This window comes from Amycolatopsis australiensis, assembly GCF_900119165.1.
GTDB lineage: Bacteria > Actinomycetota > Actinomycetes > Mycobacteriales > Pseudonocardiaceae > Amycolatopsis > Amycolatopsis australiensis.
The window spans coordinates 3,761,121-3,785,161 of sequence record NZ_FPJG01000006.1; the positions used below are offsets into that span (position 1 = coordinate 3,761,121).

A 24,041-nucleotide genomic window follows, 5' to 3' on the forward strand; every position below is an offset into this window, starting at 1 on the left:
CCGACCACTGAGGGGAGTACCTGGATGTCTTTCACCGCCATAGTCGTGTTCGTCCTGGTCGCCGCGCTGGCGGCGGTCAACGGCAGCAACGACGTCCCCAAGGGCGTCGCCACCCTGGCCGGGGCCGGGGTCACCAAGTACCGGTCGGCGATCCTCTGGGGCACGATCACGACGCTGGCCGGCTGCGTCTGCTCGCTCGGGCTGGCGTCGAAGATGACGGCCCTGTTCTCCAAGGGCATCATCACCGGCGCCACGACCGACGCGTTCGCCGTCGCCGTGCTCGCCGGCGCCGCGTTCTGGGTCGGCCTGGCGACCGTGCTGCGGCTGCCCGTCTCCACGACCCATGCCCTCATCGGCGGCATGGTCGGCGCCGGCCTGCTGATGAGCACCGGCGGTGTCTCCTGGAGCGCCGTCGGCAGCAAGCTCGTCACGCCGCTGCTGGTCAGCATCGTCGTCGCCTACGCCGTCACGCTCGTCCTCACCGTGGCCACCGGTGCCACGAACAAGCGCCGGTCCGCGAGCACCCCGCCGGTCACCCCCGCCTCCGACGGCGGCGACGTGGCCGTGAAGACCGCGCCGGCGCCGGAGAAGACCTCGTCCCGGTTCATCACCGGGGCCCACTGGTTCACCAGCGGCGCCACCGGCTTCGCCCGCGGCCTCAACGACACCCCGAAGATCGTCGCCATCGGCGCGTTCGCCCTGGTCCCGGCCGGGATGAAGCCGTGGCACATCATGGTACTGGTGACCGCCGCCATGGCCGCCGGATCGCTGCTGGGCGGGATGCGGGTCGCGGAGAAGCTCGGCGAAGGCGTGGTCAAGATGAACCACCGCGAAGGCTTCCTCGCCAACCTCACCACCGCCGCCCTCGTCGGCGTCGGCGCGGGTGCCGGCCTGCCGATGTCGACCACGCACGTGTCCACCGGTGCGATCGCGGGATCCGCCGGCCCGAACCTCAGCCGGATTTCCGGCGGGACGGTCCGGAACTTCCTGATCGCCTGGCTGGTCACCCCGCCCGTCGCCGGGGTCGTCGCGGCCCTGGTGTTCATCTTGGCTCGCTAGCCTGGCGGAGTGAGCGAGCACAAGCTGGAGCGGGAGACCGCCGAGTCCTACGCCCGCTGGTTCCACGCGCTGTCGGACGCGAACCGGGTCATGATCGTGCACTTCCTGGCCCAGCAACGCGATCCGGTTCCCGTCGGCGCGATCGTGGAGCATCTCGGCATCGCCCAGCCCACGGTCTCCCACCACCTGAAGATCCTGTCCCAGGTCCGGTTCGTCACCCGCCGCCGAGCCGGGACCAGCATCCTCTACGCGATCAACCACAGCTGCGAAGTCGGCCTGCCCACCGCCGCCAACGTCGTCCTCGGCCTGCTGGCCACGCGTGACGGCGACGGCCAGGTTCCCCTGGAAAGGACGTCGTGACCGAGCACCCGGCGCTGTTGCTGGTCGGCAGCGGGGACCGCCGCTACCGCGAATACATCCTGGCCGCGCTGCGGCCGCACTTCCGGTTGTGGCTGCTCGACTCGGTCGAGCCGACCTGGCAGACCGCCCACGTCGATGGCGTCACCGTCGTCGACACCCGCGACCCCTCGGCCCTCGCCGAAGCCGCGGACAAGCTCGGCTTCCAGCCGGACGGCGTGCTGACCTACGACGAATCCCTGGTCACCGCGGTCGCCGCCTTCGCGCGGGACGCCGGGCTCCCGGGGAGCCCGCCGGAGGCCGTCCGGGCTTGCCGGGACAAGGCCGCGACCCGCGCCGTGCTCGCCGACGCCGGGGTGCCGCAGCCCGCGTCCCGGCCCGTCGCTTCCGCCGAGGACGCCGTCGCCGCGGCCGAGGACATCGGCTACCCGGTGGTGGTCAAGGCCCGTGGCCTGGCCGGCAGCCTCGGCGTCCTGCGCGCCGGCACCGCCGGGCAGGTCGCCGAGGCGTTCACCGCCGCCGCCGGAGCGTCCTGGCCCGGCGTGCCGCGCTACGAAGCCGACGTGCTGGTCGAGGAGCTGCTCACCGGGCCGGAGATCAGCGTCGACGCCGTCGTCGGCCACGGCGTCTGCCACCCGCTCGTCATCGCCCGCAAGCAGACCGGCTTCGAGCCGTTCTTCGAGGAGACCGGCCACGTCGTCGCCGCGGACGACCCGCTGTTCGACGACGCCGCCCTGCTCGACCAGCTCGACCGGGTCCACAAGGGCATCGGCTTCACCCACGGCGCCACCCACACCGAGTTCAAGCTGACCCCGCGCGGCCCGCGCCTGGTCGAGATCAACGCTCGCCTGGGCGGCGACTTCATCCCGCGGCTCGGCATCCTCGCCGGCGGCGCCGACCCGGTCGTCGCGGCCGGCCAGGTCGCCGTCGGCCGCCCGCCGGCCCCGCGTCGCACGCTGCGCCGGACCGCCGTGATCCGCTTCCTCTACCCGGCCCGCGACTGCGAGGTCGCCGCCACCACCGTGCACCCCGAGCGGTTCGGCCCCACCGTCCACGAGGCCCTCGGCACCGCCGGGCCCGGCACCGAGCTCGCGCTCCCGCCGCGCGCCTACCTCGCCCGCTACGGGCACGTCATCACCGCCGGCGACGACCACGACCGGGTCATCGCCGACCTGGCCCACGCCGGGGAGCTCGTCGAGCTGCACACCGCCTGAACCATCGACGGCCGTCGATCGCCCACCTGGGTGAGGCACAATCGGGACATGACGACGACCGCGCCCGCCGCCGCGCTGCTGCCCGTCGAGGACGCCGCGACCTACGCCGAATGGTTCGCCTGCCTCGCCGACACGACGCGGGTGCGGATCCTGCACGCCGTCGCGGCCGCGGGCAAGGCCGTCACCATCGGCGAGATCACCGAGCAGATGGCGATCAGCCAGTCCAACTGCTCCCACCACGTCCGCAAGCTCGCCGACGTCGGCTTCGTGCGGCTGCGCAAGGTCGGCACCGCCACTCTCGTGTCGGTCAACGCCTCCTGCGCCGTGAGCCTCCCGCACGCCGCCGACGTCGTCATGGGCCTGCTCGCCCCCAAGCCCGCCGAGCCCGGCGACCTCGCCCCGGACCTCACCGTCCGGCCCCTGCGCGCCAAGGACTGGCCGGCGGTGCGGCGCATCTACGGCGAAGGCATCGCCACCGGCGACGCGACCTTCGAAACCGAGGTCCCGCCGCGCGCCGAGCTGGAGGCGAGGTGGTTGCGCGGGCACCGCTGGGTCGCCGAGGTCGACGGGCAGGTCGCCGGCTGGGCCGCCGCGGCCGCGGTGTCCACCCGCGACTGCTACGCCGGCGTCGCCGAAACGTCGGTGTACGTGGGCGAGAAGTTCCGCGGCCGCGGCGTCGGCAAGGCCCTCATGCACCGGCTCGTCGCCGTCGCCGACGAAGGCGGCCTGTGGACGCTGCAGACCTCGATCTTCCCCGAGAACCGCAACGGCGTCGCCCTGCACCACGGCGCCGGGTTCCGCACTGTCGGCATCCGCGAGCGCATCGGCGAGCACAACGGCCGGTGGCGCGACACCGTCCTGCTCGAACGGCGCCGCGCCTCCCAGCTGTGACCTTCAGGCCTTGCTGATCCGGCAGGCGAAGCACTTGTACGCCTGCTGGCCGGACAGGTTGTCGTAGAACGCGTCGTCGACCAGCCCGTTGACGGCCTCGTAGCGCGGGTCGCCGAACTGGTCGCCGACCTGCTGGGCTGGCCCGAAGGTGTTCGGCACGAAGATCGTGTCCGGCCGGATCGCCGGCCAGAACAGCGCCGTGCCGGTCACCTTCCCGCGCGGGCTCTCCACGACGACGGTGTCGCGGTCGCCGATCCCGAACCGCCGCGCGGTATCCGGGTGCACCTGGACCAGGCGGATCCCGTTGAGCTGCTCGCCGGTCGGCGTCCAGTGCGTCACCGACGCGAAGTGCACGACGCTCGGCCGCCCGGTCATGCCCATCAGCGGGAAGTCGCGGTGCACCGCGTCCGAGCCCGGGACGCCGAGGCGCACTTTGTGCGTCACCGCCTGCGGATTGACCGGGTTGGTGACGAACCCGGGCTCGTACGCGATCGTCGGGTTCGCACCGGTGACCTCGGGGTGGGTGTAGAACACCGGGAGCGCCCGGTGCCCGGCCGCGGCGAGCTTGCGGTCCAGCTCCGGGGTGAAAATCTCGACGTTCCCGCTCGGCGTGAGGAATCGCTTGCCCGGCGCGCCGAGCGCGGCCGCCGCCTCGTACCAGGAGGGGTGGTCGAGGTAGAGCGTGCTGACGCCGGGGTGCGACGGCGCCGGGCACGGCCAGCGCAGCGGCTCGGCGCGGGCGTCCATGCGCTGCTGCGTCATCCCGCCCATCGCCGGGGTGTGCTCGACGAACTCCGCCCACAGCTGCGAATAGTCCTTCCAGCTTTGCGGGAAGGCGTCGGTCCAGTAGCCCGCGGGCTTCTTCCGGTCAAGGCGGCCGAAGGCGTGGGCGAGGTCGATCCAGATTTCCCAGTCCGGCTTGCACTGCCCGGCACGTGGCACGGCGGCGTGCTGCCAGCGGATCGCGCGGTCGTCGCGTCGCATGTAGACGCCGTCCAGCTCCAGACCGCTGCACACGGGCAGGATGACGTCGGCGTAGTAGGCGGCCTCCTCCATGAACAGGCCGGTGTAGACGTAGAAGTCCAGCTTCTCGAACGCCTCGCGGACCTTGTTGGTGTTCGCTGACGAAATCAGCGGGTTGCCCTCGGTGATGACGGCCTTCAGCGGATATGGGCGGCCGGTGAGGATCGATTCGGCGAAGTAGTCCGGCCCGACCGGCAGCGCCTGCTCCAGCGGCGGCGTGGCCACCGTCAGCTCGGGCAGCCGCAGGTCGCCGGGCCAGGTGTTGTGCATGAAGTTGCACCCGCCGCCCGGGACGCCGATGTTGCCGGTGACCGCGGCCAGGAACGTCAGGACGCGGTAGGTGTCGAAGGCGCCGAGCTGGTGGGAGATCCCGGCGTTGCAGAAGATCGCGGCGGGCTTGGCCGTGGCGTAGTCCTCGGCGAGCTGGCGGATCGTCGCGGCCGGCACGCCGGTGACGCCGGCCGCCCAGTCGGGGGTGTAGTCCTTGACGTGGTCGCGTAGTTCGGCGAACCCGAGCACCCAGCGCCGCACGAACGCCTTGTCGTGGAGGTCGCGGGCGATGATGTGCTGGAGCATGCCGAGCACGAGCGCCAAGTCGGTGTGCGGTTTCGGCGCGACCCAGGTGTCGGCGGCCGCGCCGGTCGGGGTCCGGCGGGGGTCGACGACGACGAGCTTCGCCTTGGTTTTCGCTCTGCTTCTGAGCAGGTAGTCGAAGGTGACCGGGTGCGTCTCGGCCTGGTTGGTGCCGAGGAACAGCAGGTACTTCGCCGCACCGAGATCCTCCCGGCCGGTGGCGGCGTCGACGCCGTAGCCGTTGGTGAAGTTCCCGAGCCCGAAGGTCGTGGCGAGGGCGTCGCCGCCGGCGTCGTTGCAGACCGGGCCCACGTCGGTGTTGTTCGGGCTGCCCAGCAGCGCGAACAGGCGTGCGACCAGCGAGCCGGTGCCGCGGGGAAGCCGCCCGGTGGTGCGGTTGGCGATCGACTTCACCTGCCCGCTGTCGCGCAGCCGCAGGAGCCGGTCGGCGATGAGGTCGAGGGCGTCGTCCCAGGAGACCGGCTCGAACCTGGAGTCCTTCGAGCCCTTGGCGCCGGACACCCGGCGCAGGGGAGTGGTCAGCCGCAGCGGGCTGTAGGCCAGCTCCGGCATCATCGACGCCTTCACACAGAAGTTGCCGGCCTGGACCGGATCGTCCGGATCACCGGAGACGCTGATGACCCGACCGGCCCGGATGCCGACCTTGAGGCGGCAGTTCGAGTTGCAGAACTGGCAGGCCGTCGAGACGACGGTGTCCGGGTGAAGGGCGGCCGAATCGGTGGTGAAGTTGAGCGCTCCTCCGCCGATCGGGCCGCCGTGGTGGGCGTCCGGCTGCGCGGGATCGGCGGCAGCGGCGGCCGGGTCGACGAACAGGGACGCGCCGCTGATCACGGCACCTTGCACGAAACCTCGGCGTGACAGACCGGTGAAATCGTCCATCGGGACCACCCCCAGAAGAGAGGAAGGGACACAGCGCGCGACTCCATCGACACGCGTCGATCCACACTAAGGAGTGGCGGAACCATTGCATAGCAACGAATGTCGCAACCGATTGGTGATGACCGATGGTTGCAGCGAACTTTCCGCGAATGCGGCACTCGTGAGCGGGGGGCCGACGAACGGGTGAATGTCCACAGCTTCATGGGGACTTACCGTCATGACGCAAGGGAGTGAGGTGGACGCGGCCGCCCCAACGCTCCTCGGCGCGAGCATCGGCCTCGCGGGCACCCTTGATCGTTACCGCCTGCCAAGCCGGCCGGGCTGAGCGCCAAGATCTCCTGCGCGAGGCCGACGCTCGCGGCTTCGCCTGCCTGACGAAGATCCGCGCCGCGAGACGGCGGCGATCACAAGAAGACGCTCGACGCGCTGGCCCGCATCACCGACACGGAGTTCGGGGAGGTCGCCGAGAAGTTCGGAAATCCTGCGCGTTCGGACATCGGCTCAAGCGACGTCGTCGGTACGTCCACGCCACTTCAGGTTGTGCGCCTGGTCGCCTCCGTGCTTGCCTTGGCGATCTACTGGTGGACTCGGTTTCCGTGGCGATCCGCGGTCATGTGATCAGGTATAGCTTCCGAACGCATGCCGGACGTCGCCGGTTCGAACGCTGTGACCAGCTGCTCGCACGCCCAGTGCGTCGAGGTCGATGCCGAGTGGAGCAACGGTCGTGGCGTCGCCTGATACCGACTCCGAAGTAGCAGCACCCGGGGCACGGAGCAACTCATCAGCGGTCATCCCTTCTTGCGCAGCAGTCTCGTCTGGGCCGACTCGCTGCCCTGGGCCTTGCCGACCGCCGCGGTCATCGGTGCCCGCGCCGCATGTTCGTAGCCACTGAACCTGCCGTCTGGGGAAGGCGGCCCATCCGCTGTGCACAGCCGTGCCGGGCGGGCCGGTGGGTACTGCGGGCGGTGGTCAGGCGGATTCGCGGACAGTGAGCTTCAGTATTCCGTCGTGTGTGGAGCGAGGGGGGCGTTTGCCGGTGATTCCCGCGACGATGATCGCCGCCAGCTGGGCGCTGATCCGCTCGATGTCCTGGTCCACTGTGGTCAGCGGTGGTGCCGCGAACGGCGCGGTCGGGATGTTGTCCACGCCGATCACGGCGAGGTCGTCCGGGGCGGTGAGACCCAGCTTGCGCATTCCGGCGAGCAGGGCGAACGCGACTTCGTCGTTGTAGGCGCACACGGCGGTCACCCGCGGTCGCGCCGCCTGCCAGGTGGCGGCCGCTTCCGCGGCGCCTTCGGTGTCGGGCGGGACGAGCCGGACGTCCGGTTCCGGCAGGCCGAGTTCCCGGCAGGCGGCGGCCACGCCGGCCAGGCGGACCTCGGCGATCGGTGTCAGCCTGGCGTCGGCGGGCATCGCGTAGCCGAGGTTGTGGTGACCGGTGCTGTGCAGGTGACGCACCTGGATTTCGCCGATCTCCTCGTTGGGCACGAGCAGGACGTGCGCTTGCCGCTCGGTGGACGCCGGGCTGCGCAGCAGGTTCGCGAGGAACACGCCGGCGGCGCGCATCGCGCGCTGCTCGGCGGGGTCGACCGGGGTGAACGTCACCACCGCACCGGGCTCCAGTTCGCGCCAGAGCTGGGCGAGCGGCCGGGTGGGCAGCTCGACGTGGGTGACCAGGGTCAGGTTCTGCTTGCCCAGGTCCTCGGCGAGCGCTTCGATCAGGTGCGCGACGTGGGGGCCGATGGGCAGGCCGGGCATCGCCAGCAGCACGGTGTCCGCACGGCCCCGGCTCAACGCGCGTGCGGCGGCGGACGGGGTGTAGCCCAGCCGCGAGACCGCGTCGTGCACCCGCTGCCGGGTGGCGTCCGGGATCTTCTGGTGCGGGGTGTTGTTCAGCACGTAGCTGACGGTGGTCTTGGAGACCCCCGCCTCCCGCGCGACGTCGGCGACCGTGGCCCGCCCTCGGTTCGTCCCCACTGACGGCTCCTCCCTGAGACCTTGACCACGACTGTAGTCGGACCTACTCTAGCTGACGCGCTCCACTGAACCGGATCAGTGAAACGGATCACTGAGCCGATTCACCGGAGCGGGACCTGCCGGAAACGCGACGTGGCGAGAGGACGGCGACTGGCGATGGCGCCCGTGATGTTCGAGAAGGTGAGCCGGGTTCACCCGGGCTCCGACCGGCCCGCGGTGGACGGCCTGCACCTCGAGGTGGCCGACGGGGAGTTCCTCGTCCTGGTCGGTCCGTCCGGCTGCGGCAAGTCGACCTCGTTGCGGATGCTGGCCGGGCTGGAGGACGTCGACGACGGCGTCATCCGGATCGGCGACCGGGACGTGACCGGCCTCCCGCCGAAAGACCGGGACATCGCGATGGTGTTCCAGAACTACGCGCTCTACCCGCACATGTCGGTCGCCGAGAACATGGGGTTCGCGCTGAAGATCGCGCGCACGCCGAAGGCGGAGATCGTGCGGCGGGTGCGGGCGGCCGCCCGGCTGCTGGATCTCGAGGACTACCTGGACCGCAAGCCCAAGGCCTTGTCGGGCGGTCAGCGGCAGCGGGTGGCCATGGGCCGCGCGATCGTGCGTGAGCCGCGGATCTTCCTGATGGACGAGCCGCTGTCGAACCTGGACGCACAGCTGCGGGTGTCGACCCGGACCCAGATCGCGGCCCTGCAGCGCAGGCTCGGCACCACCACGTTCTACGTGACGCACGACCAGGTCGAGGCGATGACGATGGGCGACCGGGTGGCCGTGCTGAAGGACGGCGTGCTCCAGCAGTGCGACACGCCGCGCAAGCTCTACGACGCGCCGGCGAACGTCTTCGTCGCCGGGTTCATCGGGTCGCCGGCGATGAACCTGCTGACCGACGTCCCGGTCGCGGGCGGGGTGGTGCGGACCGGCGGGATCGAGGTGCCGCTGACGCGGGCGACGATCGCCGAAGCCGCGACGGAGGGCCGGTCGTCGATCACGCTCGGCGTCCGGCCCGAGTCGCTGCGCCCGGGCGGACCGGACGAGCCGGGCTTCGACGTGACCGTGAACCTGGTCGAGGAACTGGGTGCGGACGCCTACGTCCACGGCTCGTTCGTGGACTCGCCACGGGGTAGCGCCGACCTCGTCGCCCGGGTCGGCCCGCAGTGCCGCATCGCCGCCGGGGACCGGCTCCGGCTGTGCCCGCGCCCCGGCGAATGGCATTTCTTCTCCAGCGCCACCGGCGACCGACTGCCCGCCTGAACCGGCCTTTCCGAGCAAGGAGAACCCCCGTGAACACCAGCACCAGAAGGCTCGCCGCCGCGGCGGCGGCCGCGTTGATCGTCCTCGCCGTGCCCGCCTGCGGATCCGGCGGCGACGACCCGGCCGCGCAGAACCGGACCGGCCGCGGCCCGATCACTTTCGTGCAGGGCAAGGACAACACCGGCGACGTGAAGAACATCGTCGCCAAGTGGAACACCCGGCACCCCGACCAGCCGGTGACGCTCAAGGAGCAGACCGACAACGCCGACCAGCAGCACGACGACCTGGTCCAGCACTTCAAGTCCCAGGACGCGGGCTACGACGTGGTGACCGTCGACGTGGTGTGGACCGCCGAGTTCGCCGCGCAGGGCTGGCTGCAGCCGCTGGAAGGCGACTTCGCGATCGACACCCGCGACCTGCTCAAGGCGGCGGTGGCCGCCGCGACGTACCAGGGCAAGCTGTACGCCGCGCCCGCCACTTCCGACGGCGGCATGCTGTACTACCGCTCCGACCTCGTCCCCAAGCCGCCGGCGACCTGGGACGAGCTGCGGGCCGACTGCGACATCGCCAAGGTGCACGGGATGGCCTGCTACGCGGGACAGTTCGCGAAGTACGAGGGCCTGACGGTCAACGCGGCGGAAGCCATCCACGCCGCGGGCGGCCAGATCGTCGGAGCGGACGGCAAGACCGCCGCCGTCGACAGCCCGGAAGCCAAGCGGGGACTGGGTTTCCTCGCCGACGCCTACCGCCGTGGTGACATCCCGAAGGAGGCCGTCACCTACCAGGAGGAGCAGGGCCGGCAGGCCTTCGAAGACGGCAAGCTGCTGTTCCTGCGCAACTGGTCCTATGTGTACAACCTGGCCACCGAAGACGGCGCGTCGAAGGTGAAGGGCAAGTTCGCCGTCGCCCCCGAACCCGGCCCCACCGGCATCGGGACCAGCACGCTCGGCGGCCACAACCTCGGCGTGAACGTCTACTCGGCGCACAAGGCGACCGCGATCGACTTCATGCGGTTCATGGAGACTCCGGAAATCCAGCGTCAGGTTCTGGTCAACGAGTCCAACGCGCCGGTGCTGGCCTCCCTCTACGCCGATCCGCAGCTGCTCGCGGATCCGAAACTCGGCTACCTCAAGACGCTCGGGGAAAGCCTGAATTCGGCGCGCAGCCGTCCCGTCACGCCGTTCTACCCCGCGGTGACCAAGGCGATCCAGGACAACGCCTACGCCGCCATCAAGGGGGACAAGAGCGTCGACCAGGCGCTGCACGACATGCAGGCCGCGATCAACTCCGCCGACGGCAGCTAGGGGGAGTGTCATGACCACCACCTTGCCGAAGCCGGCCGTGGCCCGGCCGAAGGCCCGCCGCCGGGTGCGTCTCGGCGCCGGTGAAGGCCGCCTCGCGGCCATGCTGATCGCCCCGACGATCGTGCTGCTGGCCGTCGTCATCGGCTACCCGGTCGTCTCCGCCGTCATCACCTCGTTCACCCGGGACCAGTCGCTGCACAGCGGATTCTTCACCCGCGGCGGCGGATTCGCCGGGCTGGACAACTACATCCACTGGCTGGCCCAGCGGTGCGGGAACGCGGCGTGCCCGCCGGGCACGCTCGGCAGCCAGTTCTGGAGCGCGATCGGCGTCACCGTGTTCTTCACGGTCACCACGGTGGTGCTGGAGGTCGTGCTCGGCACCGCGATGGCGCTGGTGATGAACCGGTCCTTCGCCGGCCGGGCGATCCTGCGGGCCAGCGTTCTGGTCCCGTGGGCGATCCCGACCGCGGTCACCGCCAAGCTGTGGTTCTTCATGTTCGCCTACGACGGCGTCGTGAACCACGTCCTCGGGACGCACATCCTGTGGACCGACGGCGAATGGGCGTCGCGGTTCGCGGTCGTCATCGGCGACGTGTGGAAGACGACCCCGTTCGTCGCGCTGCTCGTCCTCGCCGGCCTGCAGATCATCCCGGGCGAGGTCCACGAGGCGGCGCGGGTCGACGGGGCCGGCGCGTGGCGGCGGTTCACCAGCGTCACGCTGCCCCTGCTGCGCCCGGCGCTGCTCGTCGCCGCGCTGTTCCGGCTGCTGGACGTGCTGCGGATCTACGACCTGCCGGCCATCCTGACCCACGGCGGCGGCGGTGACGGGCACGCCACCACCACGCTGTCCATCCTGGTGATCCAGCAGATCCAGCAGGGTTACGGCGGCGCGTCCGCGTTGTCCACGATCACGTTCCTGTTCATCTTCGGGATCGCCTTCGCGCTCGTGAAGCTGTTCAACCTCAACGTGGTCCGGTCCCAGCAACGGGCGGTGAACTGACATGGCCGTCCCGCACGCACTCGCCAGGTTCTCCTGGCGCCGGCTCGGGCTGTACGCGGGCATCGCGGTCATCGCCCTCTGGTGCCTCGGCCCGTTCTACTGGATGGTGGTGACCGCCTTCCGCGACGTCGGGTTCACCTTCGACACCACCCCGTGGCCGACGCACCTCACCCTGGACAACTTCCGCACGGCCTTCGACACCAGCCGCGGCAACCACCTCGGCCAGGCGCTGCTCAACAGCCTCTTCATCGGGGTGGCCACCACCACGCTGGCGATGGCCATCGGCGTGGTCGCCGCCTACGCCCTCGCACGGCTGCACTTCCGCGGCAAGTTCCTGATCCTCGGCACGGTGCTGGCGGCGTCGATGTTCCCCGGCGTCGCGCTGGTGACGCCGTTGTTCCAGCTGTTCACCGAGATCCGGTGGCTCGGCACCTACCCGGCCCTGATCGTGCCCCAGATCTCGTTCGCCCTGCCGCTGACCGTCTGGATCCTGACCAGCTTCTTCGCGGAGATGCCCTGGGAACTGGAGCAGGCGGCGCGCATCGACGGCTGCGGCCCGCTGCAGGCCTTCCGCCTGGTCATCCTGCCGCTGGCCGCACCCGCCCTGTTCACCACGGCGATCCTGGTGTTCATCTCCAGCTGGAACGAGTTCCTGCTGGCCAACCTGCTGTCCAACGGCAAAGCCGGCGTCGCGCCGGTGACCGTGGCGATCGCCGACTTCACCGGCAGCCTGCCCCACCAGGAGCCCTACACCGCGGTCATGGCCGCGGGCACGGTCGTGACCGTTCCGCTGGTCGCGCTGGTCCTGCTCTTCCAGCGCCGCATCATCTCCGGCCTCACCGCCGGAGCCGTGAAATAGCCCGGAAAACCCCGAGAAAGGCGAACGCACCGTGTCGATACAGCACCGCCGTCTCCCGTGGTGGCGCACCGCCGTCGTCTACCAGGTCTACCTGCGCAGCTTCGCCGACGGCAACGGCGACGGCATCGGCGACCTGGCCGGCCTGCGCTCCCGCCTGGACTACCTGGCCGACCTGGGCGTGGACGGCATCTGGCTCAACCCGTGCTACCCCTCCCCGCAGGCCGACCACGGCTACGACGTGGCCGACTACACCGGCATCGAGCCCGCCTACGGCAGCCTGGCCGAATTCGACACCGTCGTCGACGACGCCCACGCCCGCGGCATCCGGGTGCTCATGGACCTGGTGCCCAACCACTGCTCCAGCGCGCACCCCTGGTTCCAGGCGGCGCTGGCCGCCGCCCCCGGCTCACCGGAGCGCGACCGGTTCGTCTTCCGCGACGGCCGCGGCGAGCACGGAGAGCTGCCGCCGAACAACTGGCGCTCCGAGTTCGGCGGCCCCGCCTGGACCCGCGTCCCGGGCCCGGACGGCGAACCGGACCAGTGGTACCTGCACTTCTTCGACGCCGGACAGCCGGACTTCAACTGGCGCAACCCCGAAGTCCCGGCGATGTTCGAGAAGGTCCTGCGGTTCTGGTTCGATCGCGGCGTCGACGGCTTCCGCATCGACGTCGCCCACGGCCTGTACAAGCACGCCGACCTGCCGGACTGGGAAGGCGCGCACTACAACGAATTCGCCTGGGACCAGCCCGAGGTGCACGACGTCTACCGCAGCTGGCGCGCCATCGCGGACTCCTACGGCCCCGAACGCGACATCACGCTCGTCGGTGAGGTCTGGGTCCCGGAGGTCACCTCGCTCGCGGCCTACCTGCGAGACGACGAACTGCCGCAAGCCTTCTTCTTCGACCTGCTGCTGCAACCATGGTCGGCGACGCTGTTCCGCGCCTCGATCGACCGGGCGTTCGCCGAGATCGGCGCCACCGGCGCGACCATCACCTGGACGCTGGCCAACCACGACGTCCACCGGACCGTCACGCGCTACGGCATCGTGCGCCCCGAATCCCTGCCCGCGGAGGTGGACGCCCAGGCCGCGCGGTCGCGGCCGCGCGGCGAGGTCGACGTCGCACTGGGACAGCGCCGAGCCAGGGCGTCGACGATGCTGCTGCTCGCGCTGCCTGGCTCCCAGTTCCTCTACCAGGGCGAAGAGTTCGGCCTGCCCGAGGTGCTCGACTTCCCACCCGGACTACGCCAGGACCCGACCTGGCACCGGTCCGGCGAGGTCGACTACGGCCGCGACGGCTGCCGCGTCCCGCTGCCCTGGTCCGCCGGGGGAGCGAACTTCGGGTTCTCGCCGGCCGGAACAGCGGCCGCGCCCTGGCTGCCGCAACCCGGCTGGTTCGCCCAGCACGCGGTGGACACCCAGATCGGCGTCGAGGGCTCCACCCATTCGTTGTACCGCGCGGCCCTGCAGCTCAAGCGGACGATCTTCCCGGCGGCGGACACCGCGGTCACCTGGCTGCCCGCCCCCGGCCGTGACGACGTGCTCGCCTTCCGTCGCGGCGAGGCCACCTGCGTCGTCGTCTTCGGCGGCGAACCGTTCACCCCGCCCGCCGAGTGGGGAACGATCCTGCTGCGCAGCGAGCCCGCCGACACCGGGGGAGAACTCCCCGGCAACTCGGCGGCGTGGCTCCGGTAACAGCGGCGGAGCGGAAGGTGAACCGGCTACACCGTGCCTGTCACCTTCCGCCCGAGCTGATTCGGTGGCCGACAACTGAGACCTCCGTCCCGTTGCCCGGCGCGGCATTTCGTGGCCTGCGCCGGTGGCGTCGGCCCCGTCCGGCGGGTGACCTGGGGTAGGTCGCCTTCGGCGGCAGAACCCGAGGGCGAATTCGGTTTCTCGTTGCACGAACCGGAATTTCGTGCCTCACCAGACGGGCCGTTAGCTTCGCAGTCATGGAATGGAGCTTTCGGACGGCCGAAGCACTTGTCGCCGCAATGCGGGACGGTGCGGTGACGTCGGTGGAACTGACCGAAGAGGCGATTGGCCGGATCGAGCGCGACGACGAGGTGGTCAACGCGATCTGCGTGCCGGACTTCGACCGGGCGCTGGCCGCCGCGCGGCGGGCCGACCAGGCGCGGGCGCGGGGTGCGGACCGGCCGCTGCTCGGGGTTCCGGTCACCGTCAAGGAGTCGTACGACGTCGCCGGGTTGCCCACCACCTGGGGCATGCCGCCGCACCGGAACCACGTTCCGGCCGAGGATGCCGTGCAGGTGGCGCGGCTCAAGGCCGCCGGCGCCGTGGTGCTCGGCAAGACCAATGTGCCCCTGGGGCTGCAGGACATCCAGACCTTCAACGACATCTACGGCACCACCACGAATCCGTGGGATCCGGCGCGCACGCCGGGCGGATCCTCCGGCGGGTCGGCGGCGGCGCTGGCGTGCGGGTTCGGAGCGTTGTCCATCGGCTCCGACCTCGCCGGCTCGCTGCGCACCCCCGCGCACTTCTGCGGCGTCTACGCCCACAAGCCGACGCTCGGGCTGGCGGCCGTCCGCGGCATGGTCCCGCCGTCCGAGCCGGCCCTGCCCGTCGAGCCCGACCTCGCCGTCGCCGGGCCGATGGCGCGGTCCGCCCGCGATCTCTCGCTGCTGCTCGACGTCATGGCCGGGCCGGACCCGCTGACGTTCGGCGTGGCGCACCGGGTGACGCTGCCGCCCGCCCGGCACGAGCGGCTCGGCGATTTCCGGGTCCTGGTCCTCGACGAGCATCCGTGCATCCCGACCGGGGCCGCCGTGCGGGCGGGTGTGCACCGGGTGGCCGACGCGCTCGCCGACGGCGGTGCCCGCGTCGGACGGCACAGTTGCCTGCTGCCCGACCCGGCCGAAGCCGCGACGCTGTACATGCAGCTGCTGATTTCCGGTTCGGTGGCGCGGTTCCCCATCGAATCGGAGGAGGAGCTGCGCGAACGCGCCGACGAGGGCAGTCTCGACGCCGTACGGCTGCGCGCCATGGCGTTGAGCCACCGCGACTGGACGGCGGCGAACAACCGCCGCGAACTGCACCGCCACGGCTGGCGGCAGCTGTTCGCCGAATTCGACGCCGTCGTGTGCCCGATCACGCCGACGCCCGCGTTCCCGCACGACCACCACCCCAATCCGATGGAACGGCGCATCGACATCGACGGCGCCGGTCACCCGTACTTCGACCAGCTCGTCTGGGCCGGGCTGGCGACCATGCCCGGCCTGCCGGCCACCGCCGTCCCGGCAGGCCGGTCGCCCGAGGGCCTGCCGGTCGGCGTGCAGCTCGTCGGCCCGATGTTCGAAGACCGCACCCCGCTGCGGCTGGCCGAACTGCTCGAGCCGAAGCTCGGCGGCTTCCGGGCACCTGAAGGTGGTCGTCGGCTATCGTGACCGCGTGACTCCGCCGCCGGAGGGCGCTGTCGGCAAGGACTTCGCGGCGGCCGACGCCGATGCGCTGGCCCTCCAATCCGCGGAACACGCGATGCGCATCGACATCGAGCGAACCGTGACCGGTCTACTGGGCGGTACCGATGTCGCCACCGCGGTTCGCGCTGCCGGGCGCCGTCGACGTCGTGGCCCGGTACGACCTCCCGCACCAGGCGAGCTGGACGAGCCCCACCCGCTACACCGCCATGCCGAGCATGCACGTGGGCTGGTCGCTGCGGTGCGCGTATGCGGCGTGGTCCGAGCTCCGGAGCACCCGTCCGCGCCTGGCGCTGCTGCCGTGGTTGTTGCCGCCGCTCATGACGGCCGACGTGCTCGCCACGGGGAACCACTACGTGGTCGACGGCGCGGGCGGTGTCACGTTGCCGGCGGTCTCCGTTCCGGCCGCGTCGGCGTGGGGCCGTCTTGCCGCACGCCGGTCATGACGTCGGCTGGTGCTGGGCTTGAGGGCTGTCGGCGCCGTGGCTGAAGCCGGCCGATTCCCGGCCGTGCTGGGGTTTGTCCTGGCCGCGCAGGCGGGGGAGGGCGCGCTCGAGGGCGTCGATGAGCAGGTCTCCGAGGTCGTGGCTGAAGCCGTTGCGGACGACGATCCGCAGGACGGCGAGGTCTTCGCGGTTCCGGGGGAACGTGTAGGCGGGCACGAGCCAGCCTTGTTCGCGTAGTGCCGCGGAGACGTCGAAGACGGAGTAGCCGGTTTCGTCGTCGGCGAGGGTGAAAGCGAAGACCGGCAGGTGGCTGCCGTCGGTGATGAGGCGGAACGCGCCGAGCCCGGCGATGCGGCGGGCGAGGTCGGTGGCGACGTCGCGGCAGTACTGCTGGATGCGGCGGTAGCCGTCGTGGCCGAGGCGCAGGAAGTTGTAGTACTGGGCCACGACCTGGGCGCCGGGGCGGGAGAAGTTGAGGGCGAAGGTGGGCATTTCGCCGCCGAGGTAGTTGACGCGGAAGACGAGGTCGTCGGGCAGGGCGGCGGCGTCGCGCCAGACGACCCAGCCGACGCCGGGGTAGACGAGGCCGTACTTGTGGCCGGAGGTGTTGATCGAGGCGACCCGGGGCAGCCGGAAGTCCCATTCGAGGTCCGCGTCGCAGAAGGGGGCGATCATGGCGCCGGACGCGCCGTCGACGTGGACGGGGACGTCCCAGCCGTGCTCCTCGTGGAGCCGGTCGAGGGCGGCGCAGATCCCGGCGACGGGTTCGTAGCTGCCGTCGAAGGTGGAGCCCATGATCGCGACCACGCCGATGGTGTTTTCGTCGCAGTAGCGGACGGCTTCTTCGGCGGTGAGGTGGAACCGGTCGCCGTCCATCGGGACCAGGCGGGCTTCGACGTCCCAGTAGTTGGCGAACTTCTCCCAGCAGACCTGGACGTTGATGCCCATGACGATGTTGGGCCGGTCGGCGGGCTGCCCGGCGGCGCGTCGGCGGTGCTGCCAGCGGCGTTTGAGGGCGAGCCCGGCGAGCATGCAGGCTTCACTCGATCCGGTGGTCGAGCAGCCGGTGGCCTCGGCGGGGTCTTCGGCGTGCCAGAGGTCGGCGAGCATGCGGACGCAGCGTTGTTCGAGATCGGCGGTGCGCGGGTACTCGTCCTTGTCGATCATGTTCTTGTCGGCGCACTCGGCCATCAGGTCGCGGGCCTTCGGTTCCATCCAGGTGGTGACGAAGGTGGCGAGGTTGAGCCGGGCGTTGCCGTCGAGCATCAGCTCGTCGTGGACGACCTGGTAGGCGGTGTCGTTGTCCAGTTCGCCGTCCGGGATCCGGTCGCGCGGGATGACGACGGGTTCGCGGGTGAAGACGGGGTTGACCGCGACCTCGGCGCGGCGCCGGTCCTGGCGGTGGGACGGGTGGCTGAGCGGCATGGGTCCTCCGGGTGGGTTACTGGCCGTGCTGGGACGCGGCGGCGTGCGCGCCGAGGTCGTCGAGGCTGAGCGGGTGCTCCGGCGGCTGGTCGACGACGACGCGGCGGGTGGCGACCTGGTCCGGCCCGACGTGCAGCAGCTGCCCGGGTTCGAGGTTCTGCCAGCCGGGGTCCTCGTCCATGCGTTCGCTGGCGACGACGACGGCGCGGTGGTGGGCCAGCGGCCCGGAACGGGCGCGGATGCGGCCGGCGGCGCTGGCGTGCTCGAGGTGGCGGTCGCCGTGCGGGCCGCCGGGCGAGCGTTGCAGCACGAACAGGTCGTGGGTGTCCGGGTAGCGCAAGGCCCACAGCTCGGTGGCGGTGGTGAGGATGAGGTTGATCGCGTAGACCGGCAGGTGCCGCGCGGCCCAGCGGGCGGCGGCGGCGATCCCGGCGCCGACGTCGCCACCGTGGGCGTCGGTCTCCTTGGTGACGAGGGCGAAGAACCGTTCGGAGTCGGTGTCGCCCTCGACGAGGGCGCGGTAGTCGCCCAGCCGGTGCTCCAGCGCCGGGAGGTCGCCGATGACGCCGTTGTGGGCGAAGAGACGATCGTGCTGGGTGAACGGGTGGGTGTTGCGGGTTTCGAGGCCGCCGGTGGAGGCGTAGCGGATGTGGGCGAGGAAGGTGGCCGATTCGCACTGTTTGGCTTCGTAGGCGAACTTTTCGTCCTGGTAGGCCGCCAGCGGCTGCTTCGACACGTGCGGCTCGCCGTCACCGCCGAAGAAGCCGAGGCCGGTCCCGTCGGGTTCCCGGCGGCTTTGCGCGGCGAGGCTGTCGGGGGCTTCGAGCAGCCAGAAGGTGGCACGCACCCGCTCAGGCGCGGCGGACAAACCGAACAGACGACACATCCCGTACTCCTTCCCGCGCTGCGGATACGCCGACCGGGGCGCGCGAACCATCCGTTGTGCTGTCAAACTTTTGTGTCGGCCAAGCGTGTGGTTGACCGCTTCGGCGGCGGGTAATCCGGGCGGGTGAACGTGAAGGTCTTCATCCGCGAGTTCCCGGCCGTCCACCTCGCCATCGGAGTGATCGGCAACGTCATCTTCTTCGTCGGCAGCGTGCTGTTCATCTGGCACGCGACCGAGGATGTCGCGATCTGGCTGTTCATCATCGGCTCGGCCGGGATGATGCTCGGCGCGGTCGGCCAGGCGTTCTACACGTACGAGCGGCACCGCCTCAACGGCGCGCCGGGCGAGGCCGCCGAGGCGCGGCTGCGCGGGTGACCTCGCTGCCGGCGCTGTGAACCGGCCGGACAGGGGACGCACCATCCGTCCGTCCGGATGACGTATCGGCTGCGGACAACCGATCCCGGCGGCCAAGGAACTGCGGCGTCGGCTCGCCACAGCCGGTGCGGCTGCTGACTTGGATTCGCGACAACCACCACCAACACTGCGTGCACTCCGATGGCGGCATCCTCGACGGTGTCGTCCCCAGGACGTGTGGCAGCGAATCCTCCCGTTGGATCTTCGTGGCGGCCTGACGCGCCGACGGCCGGCTGGTGCCGCGGGCTGCCGGTCGCCCGGTGCCGGCCACAGCCGCACACGCGGGCGGTCGTGGCCGGCCCGTCGGCTACCGTGAGCCGTGTCCGTTTCGGCGAACTGGTGGGGGTCCCGTGCACCGCAGATCCGTCAGCCTGCAGGAACTCATCCGGCGGCGGCAGTCCGGCGGCTTCGTCGGCCGTCAGGAGGAGCTCGCGCAGTTCCAGGACAACCTGCGCCTGCCCGTCGACGACGTCCGGCGGCGATTCCTCTTCAGCGTCCACGGTGACGCCGGCATCGGGAAGACCTTCCTGCTGCGGCAGTTCATCCGGCTGGCCCGCGAGGCCGGCTGCCTCACCGCCTACGTCGACGAAACCGTCTACGACATTCCCGCCGCGCTCGAGGCTGTTTCCGCGGACCTCGCCCAGCAGGACGCGCACTGCAAGGAGTTCGCGAAGCGGGCCGAGACCTATCGGAAGCACCAGTACGAGCTCGATTCGGACCCCGCCGCCCCGGAGGGCCTCTCTTCCGCGCTGACGCGGTCGGCCGTGCGCATCGGGCTGCGGGCCGCCGAGGACATTCCGCTGGTCGGGCCCTTTGCGAAGGAACTGAACACCGACGCGGTCGCCGGCCAGGTCGACCGGCTGCGGTCCTACCTCAACGGCAAGCTGCGCAACCACCACGACGTCCGGCTCATGCTGTCGCCGGTCGAGGTTCTGACGCCGCTGTTCGTCGCCGACCTCGGCGAGATCGCCGCCGAGCGGCCCGTCGTCCTCTTCTTCGACACCTACGAGCGGACCGGTGCCTTTCTCGACGCCTGGCTGCGCACGCTGCTGTCCGGCCGCTATGGGGACCTGCCGGCGAACCTGGTCCTCGTGCTCGCGGGACAGCACCCGCTGGACGTCAACGCCTGGGGCGACTACCTGGCCGTCCGGTCGGACATCGCGCTGGAGGTGTTCACCGAACCCGAGGCGGTGCAGCTCCTGGCCGCGCGCGGCGTGACGGACAAGGGTGTCGTCGACGTCGTCCTGGGCCTCACCGGCCGGTTGCCCGTCCTGGTCGCGATGCTCGCCGAAGCGCGGCCGGGCAACGTCGAGGAGGTCAGCGACCCGAGCGACAACGCCGTCGAGCGCTTCCTGAAGTGGGAGAGCGACTCGCGCCGGCGGGAGTCGGCCCTGCTCGGCGCCCTGCCCCGGCGCCTCGACCGGGAGACCTACGCGGCGGCGACCGGCGCGGACGAGGACTTCGCGTGGCTGCTGAGCCTGCCGTTCGTCGCCGAGCGCGCCGGGGGCTACCGCTACCACGACGTGGTCCGCAACGCGATGCTGCGCGTCCAGCGCCGTCGCTCGTCGGCGGAATGGCGCGCGCGGCACGAGAAGCTGGCGGAGCACTACCGCGTGAGCGTGGAGTCGCACGACCTCGCCGGTGCCTGGAGGGACGAACGGTTCCAGGTGCTCGCCATCGAGGAGGCGTACCACCGGCTCTGCGCGCACCCGTCCGCCGCCCTGCCGCCGGTACTGGAGTCGCTGGTCGACACGCTCGACGAAAACCCGGAGTTCGTCCCGCGGTGGACGGCGATGATCCGCCAGGCAGGCGAGGACAGCGGGACACCGGCCCTCGCCCGGCACGGCGAAGAGCTGACGACGTCGTACGCCGACGAGAAGCGGGGCCGGCTCGCGTTCTGCACGAGCTTGGCGGAGAACACCGCACTCGACTCCGCGCACCGCGCGCTCGCGTACGGGGAGCGCGGCGCGTTGCACCAAGGCATGAAGGAGTACGAGAAGGCGGTCGCCGACTTCACCCGGGCGCTCGAACTCGACGAAAACCTCGGCTGGGCGCGCGCGTTCCGCGGTGACACCTACCGTGACCTCAACCGGTACGACGATTCGGTCGCCGATCTGAGCCGGGTCATCGAAGCGAAACCGGACTACCGGTGGGCGATCGGCTCCCGCGGCAGCACCTACCGGCTGATGGGGCGGTATGCCGAGGCGCTGGCGGACTTCGAGCGGGTACTGGAGCTCGATCCGGAGTTCGACTGGGCGAAGGTCAACCGCGGGATCGTGCTGCGCGTCACCGGCCGGTTCACCGAGGCGCTCACCGTGTTCGACGACGTCCTGGCGCACGGACGCGGACAACTCGTGGGTGCTCGCTCACCGTGGCGAGACCTTCCGGCTGATGGGACACCGGGACGCGGCACTCGCCGACTTCGAGCGCGCGCTCGAATCCGCGCCGGACGACGACTTCGTGCTGGCGTCCCGTTCCCAGGTGTACCGGAACCTCGGCCGCTACGATGCCGCGTTCGGCGACTTGACCCGCGCGATCGAGCTGAACCCCGGTTACCGGTGGGCATTGCTGGAGCGGGGGAGCCTGTCACGGATCTGCGGCAGGCACGAAGAAGCCCTCGCCGACTTCGAGCGGGCTCACGTGCTCAGTCCGGAATCACTCGACGTCGTCGTCGAGCGCGCCGAGACCTACCGGGTGATGGGACGGCACGACGACGCACTCGCGGTGTTCGCCGAACTGCTGCGGAACGATCCGGCAGACGGCTGGATCCGATACCAGGTCGGTCTCGTGCGGTGGGCCCGAGGTGACCGGGACGCCGCGGGCACGGAGTTCGCCGCGGCGCTGGAGATCGAGCGCGCGGCCGCGGAAGCGAACGCGGGCGACAGCTGGCGAGCGTTCAACGTCGCCGTCTTCCTGGCCGCGCGCGGCCGCCACGAGGAAGCGCTCGCGCAGCTCCGGACGGCGCTGGACGGCAAGCACGACGCCGACGACGTCCAGGCCGCCGTCGAAGACTTCGCCGAGCTGCACCGGGTCACCGGATGCGACGTCGACGCGGCTCTGGCGACGCTCCGCGCGGATGGCCCGTCCGGGGGCGGGGTTCCGCGGGCCCGGGTGGATGGACCATGATGGCGGCGACAACGCGGTGGGGCTGACCGCAAAGGATTTCGTGTGGTGCTGGAGTCGGTCCCTTACCGTGGTGGGCGGCCGTCGGCGGAGGTGCTGACCGGCGACGGGCTGTCGGCGGCGCTCGGGCGGGCGCAGCGCGGCGACGAGGACGCCTTCCGCGTCCTGTACCGGGCGATCCAGCCGGGGCTGTGCCGCTACCTGCGGGTTCTGGTGGGGCAGGACGCCGAGGACGTCGCCTCCGAAGCGTGGCTGCAGATCACCCGGGACCTCGCGTCGTTCCGCGGCGACGCGGACGGCTTCCGGGCCTGGACCGCCACGATCGCCCGCCACCGGGCCCTCGACCACCTGCGGCGGCAGCGGCGCCGCCCGGTCGCCGAGGCGCCGGCCGAGTGGTTTCCCGAGCGGCCCGCGCCGGACGACACCGCCGGGGCCGCGATCGAGGCGGCGGCCACCGAGGCGGCACTGGCGCTGATCGCGACGCTCCCGCGTGACCAGGCCGAGGCGGTGGTGCTGCGCGCCGTGCTCGGGCTCGACGCCAAGGCGGCCGCGGCCGTGCTCGGGAAGCGTCCCGGCGCCGTCCGCACCGCCGCCTACCGGGGACTTCGCACGCTCGCCGACCGGCTCGGCGGGCAGGTGTGACACTTTCGGGGGGCGCGACGCTGAGGGGTGTGTGATGAGCAAGCACGAAGGGCGCCGGCTCGACCGGCACACCGCGGAGCAGCTGCTTCGGGGTGCGCCGGCCGACGTCCCGGGCGCGCTGGCCGGCCTGCTCGCCGCCGCGGCCGCCCCACCGCGCGACGGCGAGCTGGGTGGGGAGCCGGCGGCCGTGGCGGCGTTCCTCGAGGCGGCTCGGCACACCCATGCCCCTCGACCCGGGAGTCCCTCGATGCGCAAGAGCACGTGGGCGAAGCTGCTCACGGCGAAGGTCGCGGCCGCCGCGGCGGCGATCTTCGCCGCCGGCGGAGTCGCCACGGCCGCGGTCACCGGCGCGTTGCCGCTCCCCGCCGGTGACCCGCCGCGGGCCCCCGCGACGTCGGCGCCCAGCGACCCGGCCGCGGGCGAACCGGCCACGTCCACCACGGCGCACACCCGCGACGAGACCCGGCCCGCGCCCGCTCCCTCCCTGCCGGGCCTGTGCCGTGCCTACGAAGCCGGGGACCAGGCCGAGCGCGGCAAAGCGCCGGCGAACCCCGCGTTCACGGCGCTGGTCACGGCCGCCGGTGGCCAGGCCGGGGTCGACGGCTACTGCGCCGCCCTGCTCGGCGCGGAAGCGCCGACGCCGGTGCGGACCACGGGCGCGCCCGCGGTCCCGGGTCGTTCCGACAACGGCAAGGAGCACTCGACCGGCTCGCACCCGTCCGGGCCGCCGGCCACCCATCCGTCCGGGCCGCCGAACACGCGTCCCACGCACTGACGGTCAGACCCGCGGCGATCCCTCCACCCCCATTCCGGGGATCGCCGCTGCCGGACGGGCGGCGGCCGAACCCCCATCACCGGGCCGCCGTCCGTCCATGATCACGTTGGCGGGGCCGGAAGAACAGGCGGGCGGGCACGACGAGGCCGGCCGGCGAGAGCGCGATGAACACGACCTGGTGAACGTGGTCCTTCCCGGGCGGCAAGTCACCGAGCAGGTGGGCGAGCCAGAACAGCGGGTGGAACCAGAGCGCGAATCAGGCCCACCGTTCCCGGCGCCGGTACGGCACCAGGGCGAGCAGCCCGCCGAACAGGCCGGTGCCGGCCGACGCGAGCCCGTCCGCGCGGTACCGCAGCGCGTCGCCGGCCGGTGGCGCGATCGCGACCACGACGCCGAACCCGGCGATCCCGAGACTGACCGCGGCCAGGCTGATCCAGCCGACGCGCATCTCGAGGCGTTCTCGCCGCATCCGTCCAAG

At 71.4% G+C, this 24,041-nt stretch carries 20 protein-coding genes and 1 pseudogene; 16 read left to right on the forward strand and 5 right to left on the reverse strand.

From position 1 onward, the window contains the following. Positions 1–24: 24 nt before the first annotated feature. Genes BT341_RS19280 through BT341_RS19295 form a run of 4 tightly spaced genes read left to right on the forward strand, consistent with a single transcriptional unit; the run spans position 25 to position 3,521 of the window. Positions 25–1,059: an inorganic phosphate transporter gene (locus BT341_RS19280; RefSeq protein WP_084742923.1), complete on the forward strand. Its 1,035-nt coding sequence runs from the start codon at positions 25–27 to the stop codon at positions 1,057–1,059. Between the two features lie 9 nt (positions 1,060–1,068). Further along, entirely contained in the window at positions 1,069–1,419 is a 351-nt protein-coding gene (locus tag BT341_RS19285; protein ID WP_072477629.1) for an ArsR/SmtB family transcription factor, read from the forward strand. Next, positions 1,416–2,630 carry an ATP-grasp domain-containing protein gene (locus BT341_RS19290; RefSeq protein WP_072477630.1) on the forward strand — a complete coding sequence of 405 codons (1,215 nt, stop codon included), beginning with the start codon at positions 1,416–1,418 and terminating at the stop codon, positions 2,628–2,630. Before BT341_RS19285 ends, BT341_RS19290 begins: the two co-directional genes overlap by 4 nt. Before the next feature lie 48 nt (positions 2,631–2,678). Further along, positions 2,679–3,521 carry a helix-turn-helix domain-containing GNAT family N-acetyltransferase gene (locus BT341_RS19295; protein ID WP_072477631.1) on the forward strand — a complete coding sequence of 281 codons (843 nt, stop codon included), beginning with the start codon at positions 2,679–2,681 and terminating at the stop codon, positions 3,519–3,521. Between the two features lie 3 nt (positions 3,522–3,524). Here the strand turns inward: BT341_RS19295 and BT341_RS19300 are convergent, their stop codons facing one another. Together BT341_RS19300 and BT341_RS19305 are read right to left on the reverse strand one after the other, a co-directional pair. Then, positions 3,525–6,017, reverse strand: a complete 2,493-nt coding sequence (locus tag BT341_RS19300) for a molybdopterin-containing oxidoreductase family protein (protein ID WP_072482043.1) — start codon at positions 6,015–6,017, stop codon at positions 3,525–3,527. A 969-nt stretch (positions 6,018–6,986) separates the two neighbouring features. Next, a complete protein-coding gene (locus BT341_RS19305) occupies positions 6,987–7,994 on the reverse strand; it encodes a LacI family DNA-binding transcriptional regulator (RefSeq protein ID WP_072477632.1) in 1,008 nt (335 codons plus the stop codon). A 156-nt stretch (positions 7,995–8,150) separates the two neighbouring features. Between BT341_RS19305 and BT341_RS19310 the strand changes: the two genes are divergently transcribed. From BT341_RS19310 to BT341_RS19340, 7 genes are all read left to right on the forward strand, one after another. After that, positions 8,151–9,251, forward strand: a complete 1,101-nt coding sequence (locus BT341_RS19310; RefSeq protein WP_072477633.1) for an ABC transporter ATP-binding protein — start codon at positions 8,151–8,153, stop codon at positions 9,249–9,251. 29 nt (positions 9,252–9,280) lie between these two features. Then, the gene (locus BT341_RS19315; protein WP_072477634.1) at positions 9,281–10,555 is read left to right on the forward strand and encodes an ABC transporter substrate-binding protein; all 1,275 of its coding nucleotides are present in this window, start codon (positions 9,281–9,283) and stop codon (positions 10,553–10,555) included. Positions 10,556–10,565: 10 nt separating this feature from the next. Continuing rightward, the gene (locus BT341_RS19320) at positions 10,566–11,555 is read left to right on the forward strand and encodes a carbohydrate ABC transporter permease (protein WP_072477635.1); all 990 of its coding nucleotides are present in this window, start codon (positions 10,566–10,568) and stop codon (positions 11,553–11,555) included. A 1-nt stretch (position 11,556) separates the two neighbouring features. Beyond that, entirely contained in the window at positions 11,557–12,414 is an 858-nt protein-coding gene (locus tag BT341_RS19325; RefSeq protein ID WP_072477636.1) for a carbohydrate ABC transporter permease, read from the forward strand. A gap of 31 nt (positions 12,415–12,445) precedes the next feature. Beyond that, a complete protein-coding gene (locus tag BT341_RS19330; RefSeq protein WP_072477637.1) occupies positions 12,446–14,107 on the forward strand; it encodes a glycoside hydrolase family 13 protein in 1,662 nt (553 codons plus the stop codon). Between the two features lie 257 nt (positions 14,108–14,364). Further along, entirely contained in the window at positions 14,365–15,819 is a 1,455-nt protein-coding gene (locus BT341_RS19335; protein WP_072477638.1) for an amidase, read from the forward strand. 140 nt (positions 15,820–15,959) lie between these two features. After that, positions 15,960–16,298: a phosphatase PAP2 family protein gene (locus tag BT341_RS19340; RefSeq protein WP_072477639.1), complete on the forward strand. Its 339-nt coding sequence runs from the start codon at positions 15,960–15,962 to the stop codon at positions 16,296–16,298. Here the strand turns inward: BT341_RS19340 and gad are convergent. Further along, the gene (gad, locus tag BT341_RS19345) at positions 16,293–17,723 is read right to left on the reverse strand and encodes a glutamate decarboxylase (protein WP_072477640.1); all 1,431 of its coding nucleotides are present in this window, start codon (positions 17,721–17,723) and stop codon (positions 16,293–16,295) included. The two genes, BT341_RS19340 and gad, sit on opposite strands and share 6 nt — an antisense overlap. Before the next feature lie 16 nt (positions 17,724–17,739). After that, the gene (locus tag BT341_RS19350; protein ID WP_072477641.1) at positions 17,740–18,609 is read right to left on the reverse strand and encodes a class II glutamine amidotransferase; all 870 of its coding nucleotides are present in this window, start codon (positions 18,607–18,609) and stop codon (positions 17,740–17,742) included. 123 nt (positions 18,610–18,732) lie between these two features. On the opposite strand from BT341_RS19350, the gene BT341_RS19355 reads away from it, so the two are divergent. The 5 genes and pseudogenes from BT341_RS19355 (at position 18,733) to BT341_RS19375 (ending at position 23,563) form a co-directional block, all read left to right on the forward strand. Further along, on the forward strand, positions 18,733–18,984 hold the full coding sequence (locus BT341_RS19355) for a YrhK family protein (protein ID WP_072477642.1): 252 nt from the start codon (positions 18,733–18,735) through the stop codon (positions 18,982–18,984). 389 nt (positions 18,985–19,373) lie between these two features. Further along, positions 19,374–21,356, forward strand: a pseudogene (locus BT341_RS19360) (tetratricopeptide repeat protein); the annotation flags it as partial. A gap of 58 nt (positions 21,357–21,414) precedes the next feature. Beyond that, positions 21,415–22,149 (forward strand): tetratricopeptide repeat protein, encoded by a 735-nt coding sequence (locus BT341_RS47900; RefSeq protein ID WP_072477644.1) that lies wholly within the window; start codon positions 21,415–21,417, stop codon positions 22,147–22,149. 45 nt (positions 22,150–22,194) lie between these two features. Then, complete coding sequence (locus BT341_RS19370) at positions 22,195–22,788, forward strand: RNA polymerase sigma factor (protein ID WP_218177748.1); 594 nt, start codon at positions 22,195–22,197, stop codon at positions 22,786–22,788. A 34-nt stretch (positions 22,789–22,822) separates the two neighbouring features. Next, positions 22,823–23,563, forward strand: a complete 741-nt coding sequence (locus tag BT341_RS19375) for a hypothetical protein (RefSeq protein ID WP_072477645.1) — start codon at positions 22,823–22,825, stop codon at positions 23,561–23,563. A 256-nt stretch (positions 23,564–23,819) separates the two neighbouring features. On the opposite strand, the gene BT341_RS45890 is transcribed toward BT341_RS19375, so the two are convergent. After that, positions 23,820–24,032: a hypothetical protein gene (locus BT341_RS45890; protein ID WP_218177749.1), complete on the reverse strand. Its 213-nt coding sequence runs from the start codon at positions 24,030–24,032 to the stop codon at positions 23,820–23,822. Positions 24,033–24,041: the final 9 nt, after the last annotated feature.